Here is a 15,878-nt window from a genome sequence, read left to right as displayed (position 1 = left end):
GCACTTTTTACATTGTACTTTGTACAGAAGAATTTATCCATTCACAAATAGGATCATACAGGGTATCAATATTTCCTGCACCTACGGTGAGAAGGATATCAAAATCTTTTTCTTTTATTTTTTCAAAAGCACCGGACAAGTCCGATTTCTCTTTTTTATCTAAATTCACCTTTTCCAACAGCCAGTCAGAGGTTATTCCTTCAAAATTCTCCTGAAGCTCTCTTGCAGGATAAATATCGAGAAGGATTAGTTCGTCTGCTTTCCCTAAGCTTTCTGCAAATCCGTCAGCGAAATCTCTTGTTCTGCTGAAAAGATGAGGCTGAAAGACCACCAACAGCTTTTTATCCGGGTAAAAGGTTTTGATTGAGCTCACTACCGCATTGATTTCTGTTGGGTGATGTGCATAATCATCGATATAAATTTTACCGTTAGGATAAATATGCTTGGTATATCTTCTTTTAATTCCTTTAAAATTGGCAATAGCCCTTTTCAGCGTGTCAAAATCTACGCCTAAATTGTGAAGGATTGCCAATGCTGCTGTAGCATTTTCCACATTATGGATTCCAGGGATTTCCCATACGAAATCTTTAATGGTTTCAGAAGGGGTATGGAAATCAAAATAGATCTTATCATGCTCCATGCGGAGATTATCGGAATAATAATCTGCCACCTCATTGACAGCATAGGTTTTATGGTCTCTGCCAATATCCAGCCCTTTTCTTACAAAAAGCTGTTTGTCATTCGGAACTAATGCAGCAAACTGTTTAAACCCTTCTTCGATATGGCTTTTATCACCATAAATATCCAGATGGTCTGCATCGGTAGAGGTTACTACTGCCCAGTCCGGGGAAAGGTTTAGAAAGCTTCTGTCATATTCATCTGCTTCTACTACAGAATACTGTGTGCCATTATACAGAAAATTTGATTTGAAATTCTCAGAAATACCACCTAAAAAGCATGAAAACGGAAGATCGGCTTCTTTACACAGGTGAGAAACCAATGTAGAAGTAGTTGTTTTTCCGTGGGTTCCTGCTACAGCAATACAATCTGTATTTTCTGTGATCAGGCCTAAAACCTTGGCCCTTTTTAAAACTTCAAACTGATTTTGGTTGAAATAATCTAATATTCCCAATGTTTTAATGGCGGGAGTATAGATTACCAGAGTGTTTTCTTTTTGAAGTGTGGTTATTTTTTCGTCAATGGTATCTTCAAAAACAATATCAATTCCTTCTTTCATCAACAGGTCAGTAAGCTTGGTATTCGTTTTGTCGTAACCCAGCACTTTTTTACCGGAAGCATTGAAATAGCGTGCCAAAGCACTCATTCCTATACCTCCGATTCCTACGAAGTAATAATTTTGATATGTTTCTAATATGTTCATTCTTTTTGTATTAATGTATTTTGTAAAATGTATTCATGTATGTTTCGTCGTTAATACATTTTACATTGTACTTTTTACAGTTTTAAATATCTCATCTACAATCTCTTTTGCGGCATTGGGCTTGGCAAAATATTCCAGATTGTGAGACATTTCATTTCTTATACTTTCACTGCTGCAGATCTCTTCCAGTGTATTCCAGAATTTGTCCTGCATTTCAGAGTCTTTTACCATTCTTGCTGCATTTTTTTCAACCAGATTCATGGCATTTTTGGTTTGGTGGTCTTCCGCTGCAAACGGAAATGGCACCAGAAGAACCGGCTTTTTAGCTACTGCCAGCTCTGAAATGGCAATGGCTCCGGCCCTTGAAACAATAATGTCAGCTGCAGAGTAGGCCAGCTCCATATCTTTGATGAATTCAAGGATCTGGATGTTTCTGCTGTCGATGCCTTTTGTTTCTTCTACAATATCTTTATAATCAAGCTTTCCTGTCTGCCAGATGAGCTGATAATCTTTTTTGATTACTTCATTTAAATGAGATCTCCACGCATTGTTCAGTGTTCTGGATCCTAAAGAACCACCTACTGAAAGGATGGTAAGCTTATCTTTGCTCAGTCCCATTTTTTCTTTTGCCAAATTGGTCTCTGCCATTCCTGTAATGATATTCTCACGAATAGGGTTGCCCAGGAATTTTATTTTTTCAGAAGGAAAGCCTTCCACTTTTGGATAAGCTGTGAAAACTGCTTTAGCTTTTTTACTTAAGATTTTATTGGTTACCCCTGCATGGGCGTTCTGCTCCTGAATAAAGATTGGAATTCCCAGTTTACTGGCCTCATATAAAGCTGGTCCGCTTGCAAAACCTCCAGTTCCGACCGCAAAATCGGGAGCAAAGTTCTTAATGACTTTCTTCGATTTAGATAGGCTCTTCAAAATTTTGAAAGGCAGTCCTAAATTTGATAAAATATTTCCTCTGTCGATTCCGGCGATATCAATGCCTTCGATTTTATAGCCTGCCTGCGGAACTTTTTCCATTTCCATTTTTCCGTTGGCTCCGATGAACAAAAATTCCGTATCAGGAAATCTTCTTCTGATTTCATCTGCAATAGCGATAGCCGGGAAGATGTGTCCTCCTGTTCCGCCTCCGGATAATACTACTTTTAGTTTTTTGTTCATTTTTATTGTCTTATTGGTACCGTTTGTTTTGAGTTAAGCGATATCATTAATTTCTGCTACACTTTGTTTTTTGCCCATTCCTTCTTCATCGTATATCTGGATTCTTGAGCTTATATTTAAAATAATTCCAAGCTGGAGATAGGTGACCAACATGGAGGTTCCTCCATAACTTATTAATGGTAATGGCTGCCCTGTTACCGGGATCAGATTAACGGCTACTGCAATATTAACAGAAAGCTGTATGAAGATCATCACCCCGAGACTGAGCACGAGGAGCGAGCCAAAAAAGGCGGGCATCTTGCTGGCAATCATCACAATTCTGATCATCATAATAAGATAGAGACAGATCAGGAAAGCGGCACCAATAAGCCCATATTCCTCTACAATCACGGCAAAAATAAAGTCGGAGGCGGACTGTGGAAGCATCTGCTTCAATGCACTTTTCCCAGGTCCCATTCCGGTAATTCCACCATGGACAATAGCGGCTTTGGCCTGCATGACCTGGTAGTTTTTGGCTTTTACGCTTTCATCATCTACATCAGCTGTTTTTGCTTTGCTGGAGGTAAAGGTTTCGATACGGCTCATCCAGGTATGCACACGGTTACCGCCGATGAGGTTGGTATTTAATGCAATAATCAGGAAGAGAACAATGGCTACAAATGAGGAAGATATGAAGCCTGCAATGTATTTCCAGTGAAGCTGTCCTATAATCAGAACAATAACAGAAACCAGCAGGATCATCAATGCTGTGGAACCGTTGTCTTTTGCCACTAAAACAAATACCAGCAGGATAGGTCCGAATATGTACATAATGTTCTCAATCGGAAGTCTTTCCCTGGTTATTTTCTTGGTCAGATACCTGCAGAGATAAATGACGAGCATTAAAAAGGCAAATGACGACGGCTGGAATGAGATCGGTGTGCCGGGAATTTTGAGCCATCTTGAAGCACTGGCCCCATCAATGGTTTGTCCTGTAAACATGGTGACAACGAGAAGCACAATCATTAAGCCGAGCAGGATACTGCTGAGCTTACCGATGTACTCATATTTTACCATTCCAACGACTCTCATGATCACCAGACCCAGAACTACAAAGAACATATGCTTAATAACGTGGCCTGTAGTGGTCCCGTTATTAACGATATATTCCAGATTTGAACTTGCAGAGTATACCGGGAAAATAGAGAAAATGGAGATCACAAGGATGACCATCCAAAGTACTTTATCGCCCTTTAGCAGTTCTATTCTGTTTTCTGTGTTCTGTTCGTCCATATTTTTTGTATTCATGTAAAATGGATGTTGTACAATGTACTTTTTACATCCTACATTTTACTTTTTACATTTACTTTAATACCTGCTCTTTAAACTGTTTTCCTCTGTCTTCATAGCTTTTGAAGAGGTCAAAACTTGCGCAGCATGGGGAAAGCAGAACAGTATCTCCGCTTTTTGCCAGTGATTTTGATATTTTCACGGCTTCTTCCATGCTTGAAGTATCATAGATAAATTCTTTTTTGTCTTTAAAGAAGTTTATGATCTTCGTATTGTCTATTCCCAAGCAGACAATTGCTTTTACTTTTCTTTTAACGAGATCCTCAATTTCCGAGTAATCGTTTCCTTTATCTAAACCTCCTACGATCCAAACGGTTGGAGTTTTCATGCTTTCTAAAGCATAGTAGGTAGCGTTTACATTTGTTGCCTTACTGTCGTTGATGTATTTTACACCATTGGTTTCTGTTACGAATTCAAGTCTGTGCTCTACTGCCTGGAAGGTCATCAATGAATTTCTAATGCTTTCATTATTGATTTCCAATATTTTACCGGCTATTGAGGCAGCCAGGCTATTGGCAACATTGTGATTTCCAAGAAGGGAAAGCTTATCAAGCTTCATTGAGAACTCATCCTTCATTTTTATCACGATCTGATCGTCATCAACGAAACCTCCTTCAGACAATTTTTCTTTTGTGGAGAAGGGAATCATTTTTGCTTTTATTTCCAGCTTTTCAAGGATGTTTTTGCTCATCTCGTCATCTTTGTTGTAGATGAAGAAATTATCATTTTCCTGGTTCTCAGCAATTCTGAATTTAGCTAAAGCATATTCTTCATAATTGTAGTTGTACTGATCCAGGTGATCCTGGGACAGGTTCAACAGCAGGGAAATATAAGGTCTGAAGTTCTGAATATCATCCAGTTGGAAAGAACTTACTTCCAGAACATAATATTCATGATTCTCATCGGCCACCTGCTTTGCAAAGCTGTATCCTATGTTTCCTCCCAGCCCTACATTCAGTCCGTCATTTTTCAGGATGTAGTAGATCAGGGAAGTTGTTGTTGTTTTTCCGTTGCTTCCTGTAATGGCAATGATTTTGGCATCAGTAAATTCTGAAGCAAATTCAATTTCAGAGGAAAGTCTTATTCCTTTTTCATGAATTTTGTGAACAATATCCGCCTTTTTGGGAATTCCCGGGCTTTTTACGATCCAGTCGGCATTTAAAATTCTATCTTCGTTGTGGTTTCCTTCTTCAAATTCAATTTCATTTTCGGCTAAAAACTGTTTGTAGTTATCCTTAATAGCTCCTTTGTCTGAAAGAAAAACTTCCAGACCTTGTTTTTTCGCTAAATAAGCAGCTCCGCACCCGCTCTCTCCACCTCCTAAAACAACTATTTTCATATTTATTTTTTTGTAAAAAGTAAAAAGTATTAATGTAATTTGGTTTTATTTTTAATACTCTTACTTTGATAAATTTATCTCATTTTTAATGTGATCAGACATACAATAGCCAGCATTACACCGATGATGATCATTCTGTTTACGATCTTACTTTCATGGAAACCACCTTTCTGATAATGGTGATGTAATGGTGACATTCTAAAAAATCTGTTATTCTGGGCATATTCCAGCCCGTATTTTCTTTTTCTGTATTTGAAAACAACAACCTGCAGCATGACAGACACGTTTTCAATCAGGAAGATTCCGCATAATACCGGAATCAGGAGTTCTTTTCTTAAAATAATGGCTAAAACAGCAATTACCCCTCCAAGCATCAGACTTCCTGTATCGCCCATAAAAACTTGTGCCGGATAGGTATTGTACCAGAAGAAACCTATTACGGCACCTACCATAGCTACTGCAAAAATGGTGGTTTCACCCATATTCGGGAGGAACATAATATTGAGGTAATCTGCAAAAATAATGTTCCCGGAAAGATAAGCGAACAGCGCGAGGGTGAGCAGTATGATGGCACTGGTTCCTGCTGCAAGCCCGTCTATTCCGTCTGTAATATTAGCTCCGTTTGATACGGCAGTTACAATGAAAATAACGATTGGGATAAAGACAATCCATGCCCACTCATGGGCATCTTTATCATTCATCCAGAACAGTATTCCACTGTAATCGAACTCGTTGTTTTTTGCAAACGGAACAGTAGAAACGGTAATCTTTTCTGTAGGCATAAAGTTTTGCTCTACATTGTTTCTGTTCACTACTTTAGCATCCGCATATTTTCTTTTGACGGTAATGTCCGGGTGGAAATACATTGTAATTCCGACAATTAGCCCTAATCCGACCTGGCCTACAATTTTAAATTTTCCGCTCAGACCGTCTTTATTTTTTTTGATCTTTTTTAAATAATCATCTACGAAACCTATAGCTCCCATCCATAACATGGAAACAAGAAGCAGAACAATATACACATTGGTAATCCTCGTAAAAAGCAGCACCGGAATAATAGTTGCAATGATAATAATAAGTCCTCCCATAGTAGGAGTCCCTTCTTTCTGCTTTTGTCCGTCCAATCCAAGGTCACGCACCAATTCACCCATCTGTTTTGATCTCAGATAATTGATAATTCTCTTCCCGTAGACTAAGGCAATAATGAGAGAAAATAGCACGGCAATACCTGCACGGAAAGAAATGTATTTCAGCATTCCCAATCCCGGTATGTGGATTCCCTGACTGGTTAGATATTCGTATAGATAGTATAGCATGTCTTTTCTTTAATTTAAAAATTTAATTTATTTAAAGATTTAAGGAAGAGGTCTCTCCATATTTTCACTTAAATACTTAATAAAGTTTGAAATATTAGAAGAAACTTCCCGTGAAAGATTAATAATTTCTTCTGCTTTATTTTCATCTCCTAATTTTAATCTTTTACTCACAATTATCATACTTCTAATTTCGGCACAATTGCCTTTTGCAATTTTTAAATACTTAATAAATTGTCTGTTATTGTTATATTCTGAGCCTTCTGCAATATTATTGGATATTGAAAATCCGGCTCTTTTTATTTGGTTACTAAATTCAAATTCTCTTTCTAAATTTTCACTTTTGAGAAATAAATAAACTTTTTCAATTAAATCTAAGCTCTTGATGTAAACCGGGAAATTTTCAAAATTTTTAGTCATCATCAAAATTTTTTAATCTTTAAATAATTTAAATCTTTTAATCTTATTTTTATTTGCTCATTAACTTCCAAAGTTCGTTGATCGTTTCTTTGTCGTCAAAATGATGTTTCACACCATTAATGTCCTGATAGTTTTCATGCCCTTTTCCGGCTACTAACACTATATCTCTTGGTTCTGCGAACCTGATTGCCATTTTTATAGCCTCTTTTCTGTCCGGAATTGAAGTGTATTTGCTGAAGTTCTGAGGTTCAACGCCTGCTTCAATTTCTTTGATGATCTGGGCGGGATCTTCGGTTCTGGGATTATCTGAAGTGATGATTGCCAGTGTTGATTTTTTAGTGGCAATATTTCCCATTTCAGGCCTTTTGGAGTGATCTCTATCACCTCCACACCCGAAAACGGTGATCAGCCTTTCATTTTTCGTTCTGATATCGTTGATGCTGTCCAAAATATTTTCTAATGCATCCGGCGTGTGCGCATAATCAACAATGAAGAAAATTCCGCCATCTGATTTGAATGTTTCAAACCTTCCGGAAACTCTTTTCAGTTTGCTGATTGCCTGCAAAATTTCATCCTGCTCAAAACCAAGTTCGGAAGCAATTCCGAAAACCAGCAGTAGATTATAAATATTGAATTTTCCTGTCAGTGTAGTCCAGAATTCTTTTCCGTTAAAGTTCAGCAGCATTCCGTTGAAATCTATTTCTAAAGATTTTCCGTGGTAATCTGCCATGGTTTTCATAGCGTAAGACTTTTTCTTTGCCTTTGTATTCTGAAGCATCACCATCCCGTTTTTATCATCCACATTGGTGATGGCTATGGCTGTATCTTCCAGTTCGTCAAAAAATCTTTTCTTTGTTTTCAGATATTCATCGAACGTTTTATGATAGTCTAAATGATCATGAGTAAGGTTGGTGAAACCAGCCACTTTAAAATGTAAACCTTCAATTCTGTTTTGAGCAATTCCGTGAGAACTTACTTCCATAAAAGCAAATTCGCAACCTTCTTCAACAGCCTGGGCTAAAATTTTATTAATGGTAATAACATCCGGAGTTGTATGCGTTGCCGGGATAATTTTTTCGCCGATTCTGATTTCCACTGTAGAAAGCAGTGCAGAATCGTACCCCAGGTTTTTGAATACATCAAAAAGAAGGGTAGATACAGATGTTTTTCCGTTGGTTCCGGTAACTCCGATCAGTTTAAGCTTTTGTGACGGATTTCCATAAAAATTGGATGCCAAATGTCCCAATGCTTTAGATGAATCTTTCACCTTGATGTAGGTAACGCTTTCATCCATGGTTTCTGGAAACTCTTCACATACAATAGCTTTTGCACCTTTTTCAACAGATGATGCAATGTAAGAGTGTCCGTCTGCAACGGTTCCTCTCACTGCTACATAGAGTGAGCCTTCCGTAACCTTTCTGCTGTCGAAAACCAATTTGGAAACCTCACGGGTATCTTCGCCGTGAATTTCTAAAACTGGGATCCTTTTTAATAATTCTGTTATTATCATTTTATATTTGAGAGGAATTTTTCCTATCCTTTATTAGTAGTCCTTTGAGACTTGTTTCTGTTATTTTAATTCTGCAGAGACAAATAAATTCTCTGGTTTTTGCTGATTATTGTGCCCTCCAGCGGGAACTGTTCTTTAATTCTTCCAACACCTTTATAATCAATTCTGTAACCTAAGTTTTCCAGTTGGGGGATCACATTTTTACCGATGAGGCCTACTACATTAGGCATCTGTTTATTATTAACAGCTACCTTTACATTAGGCTCTACCATTTTACTGAGATTCACCTTTCTGTCTACCAGCATTTCTTTTTCAATATTCTGCGGGGTCTTCAGGAATGTTTTTCCTGCAATTTCTTTAAATACCGGAGCTGAAACGGATCCCCCATAAAAACCTTTTGCGGTATTGGGCTCACTAATCATCACATAGCAGGTATATTTCGGTTGGTCTGCAGGGTAGAAGCCGGCAAATGATGCGCGGTACTTCATTGGGCCTGGCAACCAGTATTCAAATCTTGCGGTACCTGTTTTTCCTGCCATTTTCAGGTTGGGTGTAAAGATGCTTCGTCCCGTTCCTTTTTCCACGGCTTTGGTAAGTGCGCTGGTCATCATTTTAATCGCTTTTTCTGATGCCATTTTGTTCACCATTACTTCGGGCTTCGCACTGTAAACTACTTTTCCTTCTTTCATGATCTTGTCGATGAACAGAGGCTTAAGCATTTTACCGCCGTTAGCAACCCCGTTATAGAAGGTTGTTAGCTGTAAAAGGTTGATATTTGATGAATATCCGTAAGAAATTGAAGCCAGTGTTGCGGCATTCCATCTCTTGTTTTGTGGAGTTACGATTTTCGGTTTTGTGATTCCCGGAAGCTCGATATCCATTTTGTCGAATAATTTCCATCTTCTCAGGTGATCAAGAAAGATCTGTGGTTTTTCCGCATAATATTTTGTAATCAATTTTGCGGTTCCCACGTTGCTTGATTTGGCTAAAACATCACTTATATCGTAAGTTCCCCCGCCATGACCGTCTGAAATTCTCTGCTTGGCATAAGTCCAGACTCCGCCTCCTACATTTACGGTTGTATTTTCATCAATGAAGCCATCGTCCATCGCTGCTAAAAGTGAAATGGTTTTAAAGGTTGATCCCGGTTCGATATTGTCTTTTAAAGCATAGTTATAAGAATCTTCATATTCTCCCGATTCCATTCTTCTCAGGTTAACGAGAGCCCGTACTTTTCCGGTTTCGGTTTCCATGACGATCACTGTTCCGTGCTTGGCTTCAAAAGTGATCAGCTGTTTCTCTAAAGCAGAGTGGGCAATATCCTGAATCCTAAGGTCTAAAGTGGTGTAAACATCTTCACCGTCCACCGGTTCTTTTACCTTCCAGTAGTCGATGGGCTTCCATTGGGATGAGTTGATTCTTTGCTCCAATCTTTTTCCGTCGGTTCCTGTAAGGTATTTAGAAAAAGCGCCTTCAAGACCGGCTTTCACTTCGCCGTTATCCATACCGATGGTTCCTGCTCCAATTTCTGATGTAGCCAGTTCTCTTTTATAATTTCTGTCGACGATAAAACCGCCTTTGTTTTTTCCTTTTTTGAAGATTGGGAAGTTTCTGATCCTGTCGTATTCATCAAAGTCGAGCCCTTTAACTAAAGTATAGTATTGGTTTTTCTTCTTTTTCTGTTCGTCAAATTTCTTTCTGAATTCTCCTCTGGGTTTTCCGAACATTTTGCTCAAAGAATCCGTCAATGCACCGATATTGTTGCTGTAGATTGTATCCTTCATTGTTTTAAAATCAAGATAGATATCATAGCGCATTACGGTTGTTGCCAGAATGGATCCGTCTGAAGCGAACAGGTTTCCGCGGGCAGCCTTAAGAGTGGCTTCACGGTAATTTTTATTAATGTAATCGTCCTTAATTTCCTGAACATTAGTGTTTTGCAGGATCACGATCCTAGCAAGAAACATCACAAATACGCACAAGACTCCTACAGCGAAGAGGTAGCCCCACCTTAACGTTTTTTTACGTTTGTTATCGTATTCATTTTGTTTTTGCATCTGTACTGTCCAGTTTGATTAGCAATTTATGAGGATGGTTTTCCAAAGTCATCAGTGAGTCTTTTGCTACTTCCTTCCCCAGTTGGGATTCCATTTTTACTTTGATCAGCTTACTCTGGGCGTAAGCGTTTCTTGATTTATATTCTTCAGTTTCTTCTTTTAATGCATTGACAATTTTGATCTTCTTGTTGACGAGGTGATTGCTATAAATCATCGCCATCATGAGGATGAACAACAGCAAAAAATACTTGTAATGAGTTTTGATCTCATCACGGTTCAGAAAGTTTCCTTTTATAATGTCTATAAAAGTGAGCTTCTTCTGAGGGCGATTTGTTGTTCGTTTTGCCAATTTGTTTATGTCAATTTGTTTGCAGTGAATCCGCTTTGCCTGTCAATGGTCAATTTCTTATGAATCTTTATTCACTTTTCGCAATTGACAATTCACTTATTTGCCATTCACTTTTACACTTTAATTCCGGTTCTCATTTTTGCACTTCTTGCTCTTGAGTTTTCCTCAATCTCCTTGTCATCCGGGATGATCGCTTTACTTTTAAGCAATTCGAATACCTTTTTATAGTTTCCGTAGATGTCTCTCTGCTGCTCTCCTTCAAACATTCCGTTTTTAAGGAATCTTTTTACCAGACGGTCTTCTAATGAATGGTAAGAAATCACGACAAGTCTTCCTCCGGGTTTTAAAATATTCAGAGACTGAACAAGCATTTCTTTCAGGGCTTCAAGCTCCTGGTTAACTTCTATTCTTATTGCCTGAAAAAGCTGTGCATAGAATTTATTAACCTTATGGGGCGGAAGGTAGCTGAAAAGTTTTTTCAGGTCTTCGGTCGTCGTGATGGTTTTCGTTTTTCTGTGATGAACAATATCTCTTGCCAGCTTTCTTGCTTCTCTCAATTCACCGTAATGATAAAAAATATCGGCAAGCTCAGTTTCCTCATATTCATTGATCACTCTCTTGGCATCAAGATTCTGCATCACGTTCATTCTCATGTCCAGAGGAGCGTTGTTTCTGGTAGAAAAACCTCTTTCTGCCTCATCAAACTGATGGGATGAAACACCAAGGTCTGCCAATACTCCGTCTATCTGGGAAATACCATACATCAGCATGGAGTTTTCCAAAAACCTGAAATTCTGATTCACCAGTGTAAACCTGGGGTCGTCAATTGTATTTTTAAGAGCATCCAGATCCTGATCAAAACTGAAAAGTTTTCCTTTTTCTGAAAGTCTGCTCAAAATTTCTCTTGAATGGCCTCCTCCTCCAAAAGTGCAGTCCACGTATATTCCGTCAGGATTCGTCACCAAATCATCAACGCTCTGCTTCAATAAAACGGGGTTGTGGTACATACTTAATTGTGTTTTTACTTGCTTTTTACTGCAAGTGTGGTTTATTCTTCATCGAAAGAGCCCATTACATCTTCGGCCAGGCTTGCAAAATCAGCTTCATTGGTAGAAATCACCTTTTCATAGGCTTCTTTATCCCAAATTTCAAAAAGCTCTCCTGCGCTGGTAATGACAGTATCTTTCTGAAGGTTTGCAAAATGAACCAGATCTTTTGAGATCTGAAGTCTTCCCGCATTGTCCAACTCTACTGTTTTTACCCCTGCCGTAAACATTCGAATGAAATCAGCATTCTTTTTAATGAATCTGTTTAGCTTATTAATTTTGCCCATCAGTTTGTCCCATGCATTCATAGGATAGACTTCGAGGCAAGGTTGGAACACAGATCTCTTGACTACAAATGCCTTATCGTCGAAGTTTTCCATCTGTTTGATCAGGGAGGAGGGAACTTTTAAACGGCCTTTGTCGTCAATTTTACACTCATATGTTCCAATGAAACTTTTCATTTGGGACAAATTTATATAATAATTTCCAAAATTTCCCACTTTTTCCCACTTTTTGACTTAATGTTAATAAGTTTTATTAAAGATTCAATTTGAAACGGGTAAGTAATTGATATGTTGTTTGTTGTAAAATGTATTATTTAGGCCATAGTAAAGAGGTTCTGAAAAAAGTAAAGAAAAAGGATGATATTATATTATTTTTAGTTTAAATTAGGGTAATCAAAATTTTTTTGAGGTTTAATTTGTATTTTTGCAGAGCTTTATTAAGGCATTTTATGATATTTAGTACAAAAAAAGAAAAGAAATATACTTTTGTAGAGGCGGGAGAAGGACATCCATTGGTGCTGTTGCACGGTTTAATGGGTGGTTTGAGTAATTTCGATAAGATGGTAGATTTTTTTTCGGAAAAGGGATTCAAGGTATATGTTCCTCAGTTGCCTATCTATGATTTACCGGTACTCAATACTAATCTTACCACTATAGCCAAATATATTATCAAGTTTATAGAAAGTCATATTTCCGGACCTGTTACTATTGTAGGAAACTCTATGGGAGGACATGTGGGACTTATTCTGACTCTGGCAAGGCCGGACCTGGTGAAAAATCTTGTATTAACAGGAAGCTCTGGATTGTATGAAAGAACTTTCGGAGACAGTTTCCCAAGAAAAAACGACCGTTCCTACATAAGGAAGAAAACGGAAGAGGTTTTCTATGATCCTGCTATCGCCACAGAAGATCTTGTAGACGAGGTTTTTTCTGTAGTAAATGACAGAATGAAAGGAATAAAAACAGTAATGCTGGCAAGAAGCGCTATTAAACATAATATGCTGAACGACCTTCCTAAGATTTTGACCCCTACGTGTTTGATCTGGGGGAGGCAGGATAATGTAACACCTCCTGAAGTGGCTGAAGATATGCATAAGTTTATTCCAAATTCAGATCTCTTCTGGATCGAGAAATGCGGACATGCTGCGATGATGGAGAAGCCGGACGAATTCAATGAAATTCTCTACAGCTGGTTAAAAGACAAAGTTTAAAACAAATAATAATAAACCATTAAGAGTTTTTCTTAATGGTTTGTTTTTCTAAAATATTCGAGAGATGGTTATTAAAACAGCAAATTTTGTAAAGAGTAGTGGGAAATGGCAGGAATGCCCAGAGCCTACTATGCCTGAATATGCTTTTATCGGAAGGTCTAATGTCGGAAAATCATCACTGATTAATGCGATGATGAATCACAAGGATCTGGCAAAAACTTCCGGAACTCCGGGAAAAACTCAGCTGATCAATCATTTTTTAGTAAATGAAGACTGGTATCTGACGGATTTACCGGGTTATGGATATGCAAAGGTTTCAAAATCTATAAGAAAGGATTTTGAAAAGCTGATTACCAATTATATTCTGAACAGAAGAAACCTGGTGAACCTTTTCGTTTTGGTAGATTCACGACATACTCCGCAAAAGATAGATCTGGAATTTATCCAGTGGTGCGGGGAAAGCGGAATTCCTTTTTCAATTGTTTTCACGAAAGTTGATAAGCTGAAACCGAATGTTGCAATACAAAATGTAGAAAACTATAAAAACGAGCTGCACAAAACCTGGGATGATTTGCCCGAACTGTATGTAACTTCTGCGGAAAAGAAAACGGGTGGTGATGAGATCCTGGATTTTATTCAGAAAACGAATGAATTCCTGAAAAATAATAATGTAAGTTTTGATGAGTAATATAATCTGGAAGATTAAAACGTTCGACGAGTTTACAGTTCCTGAGCTGTACTCGGTCTTAAAGGCCCGTATTGATGTCTTTGTAATAGAGCAGAACTGTCCTTATCCTGATCTGGATAATTACGACCAGAAGGGAATTCATATCTGGGCTGAAGAAGATGGGCAGATTCTTGCGTACTGCCGTGTTTTTGACAAAGGAATAAAGTATGATGAAACTTCTCTCGGAAGAGTTCTTACAACGGAACAGGCAAGAGGAAAAAACCTTGGACGACAGCTGATTAAGTATGCTGTAGAAACAATAGAGAACCGTTTCCATACTTCAGAGATTAAAATCTCGGCACAGGATTATTTATTAAGATTTTATTCCGAATTCGGATTTGTAGATACCGGGAAAAAATACCTGGAAGATGATATTCCACATACGGAAATGATAAGAAAATAGAAAAGCGAAGAGAAATCTTCGCTTTTTTTGAAATATGATGAGTGTATTTTTATTTTAGTTTTATTGACTCAATAGACTTTGCTAAATATGAAGGGAATGGCTTATCATAAGAACTAACGTATTTGAAGCTTTTAGTGATTTTCTCTTTATAAATACTCCAATGATAATTTGAAATTAAGTCTAAAGCGTGTTCAGGGGTAAGTTTATCCTGATCTATAGAGTGGTAGATACTATCAAAATCCCATTTATTAATAATATTTTTCGTAACAGGACATATATCTATTATATTTCCATTATAATATAAAACAGATAAATAAATTATATTACCATCCTTACTTTCAGGATCAGAATTTTGAATAGAAATTAATTTTGATTTTTCAATTTTATCTCCATCGTATTCAGAAGTATAATTCAAATACTGACCACTTTGCATTTTCTTATTATTGATGGAAGTTTCGCTTTCACTAGAATCAGAAGAAGATAAGCCTCCATCGGAATTGTATGACGAATGCCCAATTCCTGAATTATGATTTCTGGTATGTGGCCTTACATAAGTTCCGTCTTTTCTTGTGTATCCTTTTACACTTGTTGTTTTTCTTTGTGCATCCATTTGAGTTAATGAAGAAAGCAAAGAAATAAATATTAATAAAAATCTAAGTTTCATGGTTATTTTGTTTTAATATTAATTACAATTTGAACAGTATGATCTGTCCACGTATTGCTTCCTGCTTCCTGCATAGTAATAGCAGCCGCCTCTTTTACCTACGTAGAGCTTATTTCCGTTATATGTACAACTTTTATTTGATGAGTAAAAAGATCCTGATTTTTTAGATCCGGAACTAGTACTTTTACTCTTCTTTGTTTTTTTCTTTTGTTTTTTAGATGATAATTCTGTTTTGGAAGCAGTGTTGTTTACAGCTGCAGTAAAATTGACCGGAAGAAGCAGACCTGTAGCCAAAAGGGTTGTGAATAGTAGTTTTTTCATGATAATTATAATTTTTTAAGTTGTTAATTTAAATCCAGCGATCAATTTAATGATCACTGGATAGAATTTAGGCGTACTGAATTAACTCCCATGTAACAGCGTTACCGCTATAGGGAGGAATTGTATCGCCTTCAGAAATAGGTGCTGTTGTAGATGGATTTCCAACAACTTTCCATACTCCTGATTCAGGGCATTTTTCTCCTGTTCTTGCTTTTGTTCCTAATGGTTTTTTTGCCATGCTAAATTTTTTATTGGTTAACATTTCAAAAGTATAAAGCTTACAAATCTGATCCTTACGGGAATCCGTAAAACAAAAAACCTTTCAAAGAAATTGAAAGGTTTGTATCTGAATAT

General features: G+C 37.4%; 17 protein-coding genes. 3 read left to right on the top strand and 14 right to left on the bottom strand.

Features of this window, described 5'->3' with window-relative positions:
• Positions 1-7 precede the first annotated feature (7 nt).
• The 11 genes from murC to mraZ form a co-directional block, all read right to left on the bottom strand.
• Positions 8-1,381 (bottom strand): UDP-N-acetylmuramate--L-alanine ligase, encoded by a 1,374-nt coding sequence (gene murC, locus LC418_RS01405; RefSeq protein ID WP_223557840.1) that lies wholly within the window; start codon positions 1,379-1,381, stop codon positions 8-10.
• Between the two features lie 60 nt (positions 1,382-1,441).
• Complete coding sequence (gene murG / locus LC418_RS01400; protein ID WP_223557839.1) at positions 1,442-2,551, bottom strand: undecaprenyldiphospho-muramoylpentapeptide beta-N-acetylglucosaminyltransferase; 1,110 nt, start codon at positions 2,549-2,551, stop codon at positions 1,442-1,444.
• A gap of 33 nt (positions 2,552-2,584) precedes the next feature.
• Positions 2,585-3,823 carry an FtsW/RodA/SpoVE family cell cycle protein gene (locus LC418_RS01395; protein ID WP_111954388.1) on the bottom strand — a complete coding sequence of 413 codons (1,239 nt, stop codon included), beginning with the start codon at positions 3,821-3,823 and terminating at the stop codon, positions 2,585-2,587.
• Between the two features lie 70 nt (positions 3,824-3,893).
• Positions 3,894-5,219, bottom strand: coding sequence for a UDP-N-acetylmuramoyl-L-alanine--D-glutamate ligase (gene murD / locus LC418_RS01390; protein WP_111953819.1), 1,326 nt, complete (start codon positions 5,217-5,219; stop codon positions 3,894-3,896).
• Positions 5,220-5,293: 74 nt separating this feature from the next.
• The gene (gene mraY / locus LC418_RS01385) at positions 5,294-6,535 is read right to left on the bottom strand and encodes a phospho-N-acetylmuramoyl-pentapeptide-transferase (protein ID WP_111953817.1); all 1,242 of its coding nucleotides are present in this window, start codon (positions 6,533-6,535) and stop codon (positions 5,294-5,296) included.
• Between the two features lie 39 nt (positions 6,536-6,574).
• Positions 6,575-6,955 carry a four helix bundle protein gene (locus LC418_RS01380; protein ID WP_223557838.1) on the bottom strand — a complete coding sequence of 127 codons (381 nt, stop codon included), beginning with the start codon at positions 6,953-6,955 and terminating at the stop codon, positions 6,575-6,577.
• A gap of 46 nt (positions 6,956-7,001) precedes the next feature.
• Positions 7,002-8,462: a UDP-N-acetylmuramoyl-L-alanyl-D-glutamate--2,6-diaminopimelate ligase gene (locus LC418_RS01375; RefSeq protein ID WP_223557837.1), complete on the bottom strand. Its 1,461-nt coding sequence runs from the start codon at positions 8,460-8,462 to the stop codon at positions 7,002-7,004.
• Between the two features lie 65 nt (positions 8,463-8,527).
• On the bottom strand, positions 8,528-10,519 hold the full coding sequence (locus LC418_RS01370; RefSeq protein ID WP_223557836.1) for a penicillin-binding transpeptidase domain-containing protein: 1,992 nt from the start codon (positions 10,517-10,519) through the stop codon (positions 8,528-8,530).
• The gene (locus tag LC418_RS01365) at positions 10,503-10,868 is read right to left on the bottom strand and encodes an FtsL-like putative cell division protein (protein WP_034701184.1); all 366 of its coding nucleotides are present in this window, start codon (positions 10,866-10,868) and stop codon (positions 10,503-10,505) included. The genes LC418_RS01370 and LC418_RS01365 overlap by 17 nt, the downstream gene beginning before the upstream one ends.
• 113 nt (positions 10,869-10,981) lie before the next feature.
• On the bottom strand, positions 10,982-11,875 hold the full coding sequence (rsmH, locus tag LC418_RS01360; RefSeq protein WP_111953807.1) for a 16S rRNA (cytosine(1402)-N(4))-methyltransferase RsmH: 894 nt from the start codon (positions 11,873-11,875) through the stop codon (positions 10,982-10,984).
• Positions 11,876-11,916: 41 nt separating this feature from the next.
• Positions 11,917-12,375: a division/cell wall cluster transcriptional repressor MraZ gene (gene mraZ, locus LC418_RS01355; protein WP_048501622.1), complete on the bottom strand. Its 459-nt coding sequence runs from the start codon at positions 12,373-12,375 to the stop codon at positions 11,917-11,919.
• A gap of 272 nt (positions 12,376-12,647) precedes the next feature.
• On the opposite strand from mraZ, the gene LC418_RS01350 reads away from it, so the two are divergent.
• From LC418_RS01350 to LC418_RS01340, 3 genes are all read left to right on the top strand, one after another.
• The gene (locus LC418_RS01350; protein ID WP_111953805.1) at positions 12,648-13,409 is read left to right on the top strand and encodes an alpha/beta fold hydrolase; all 762 of its coding nucleotides are present in this window, start codon (positions 12,648-12,650) and stop codon (positions 13,407-13,409) included.
• Positions 13,410-13,473: 64 nt separating this feature from the next.
• On the top strand, positions 13,474-14,097 hold the full coding sequence (gene yihA / locus LC418_RS01345) for a ribosome biogenesis GTP-binding protein YihA/YsxC (protein ID WP_111953803.1): 624 nt from the start codon (positions 13,474-13,476) through the stop codon (positions 14,095-14,097).
• Positions 14,090-14,539 carry a GNAT family N-acetyltransferase gene (locus LC418_RS01340; protein ID WP_111953801.1) on the top strand — a complete coding sequence of 150 codons (450 nt, stop codon included), beginning with the start codon at positions 14,090-14,092 and terminating at the stop codon, positions 14,537-14,539. The genes yihA and LC418_RS01340 overlap by 8 nt, the downstream gene beginning before the upstream one ends.
• A gap of 49 nt (positions 14,540-14,588) precedes the next feature.
• Here the strand turns inward: LC418_RS01340 and LC418_RS01335 are convergent, their stop codons facing one another.
• From LC418_RS01335 to LC418_RS01325, 3 genes are all read right to left on the bottom strand, one after another.
• Positions 14,589-15,203 (bottom strand): hypothetical protein, encoded by a 615-nt coding sequence (locus tag LC418_RS01335; RefSeq protein ID WP_223557835.1) that lies wholly within the window; start codon positions 15,201-15,203, stop codon positions 14,589-14,591.
• A gap of 18 nt (positions 15,204-15,221) precedes the next feature.
• Positions 15,222-15,524 (bottom strand): hypothetical protein, encoded by a 303-nt coding sequence (locus tag LC418_RS01330; protein WP_223557834.1) that lies wholly within the window; start codon positions 15,522-15,524, stop codon positions 15,222-15,224.
• A gap of 67 nt (positions 15,525-15,591) precedes the next feature.
• Complete coding sequence (locus LC418_RS01325) at positions 15,592-15,762, bottom strand: hypothetical protein (RefSeq protein WP_223557833.1); 171 nt, start codon at positions 15,760-15,762, stop codon at positions 15,592-15,594.
• Between the last annotated feature and the right edge of the window lie 116 nt (positions 15,763-15,878).

The organism is Chryseobacterium lathyri, assembly GCF_019970085.1.
Taxonomy (GTDB): domain Bacteria; phylum Bacteroidota; class Bacteroidia; order Flavobacteriales; family Weeksellaceae; genus Chryseobacterium; species Chryseobacterium lathyri.
Note: the sequence above shows the minus strand (reverse complement) of the source record. Positions and strands in the feature narration are given on the sequence as shown.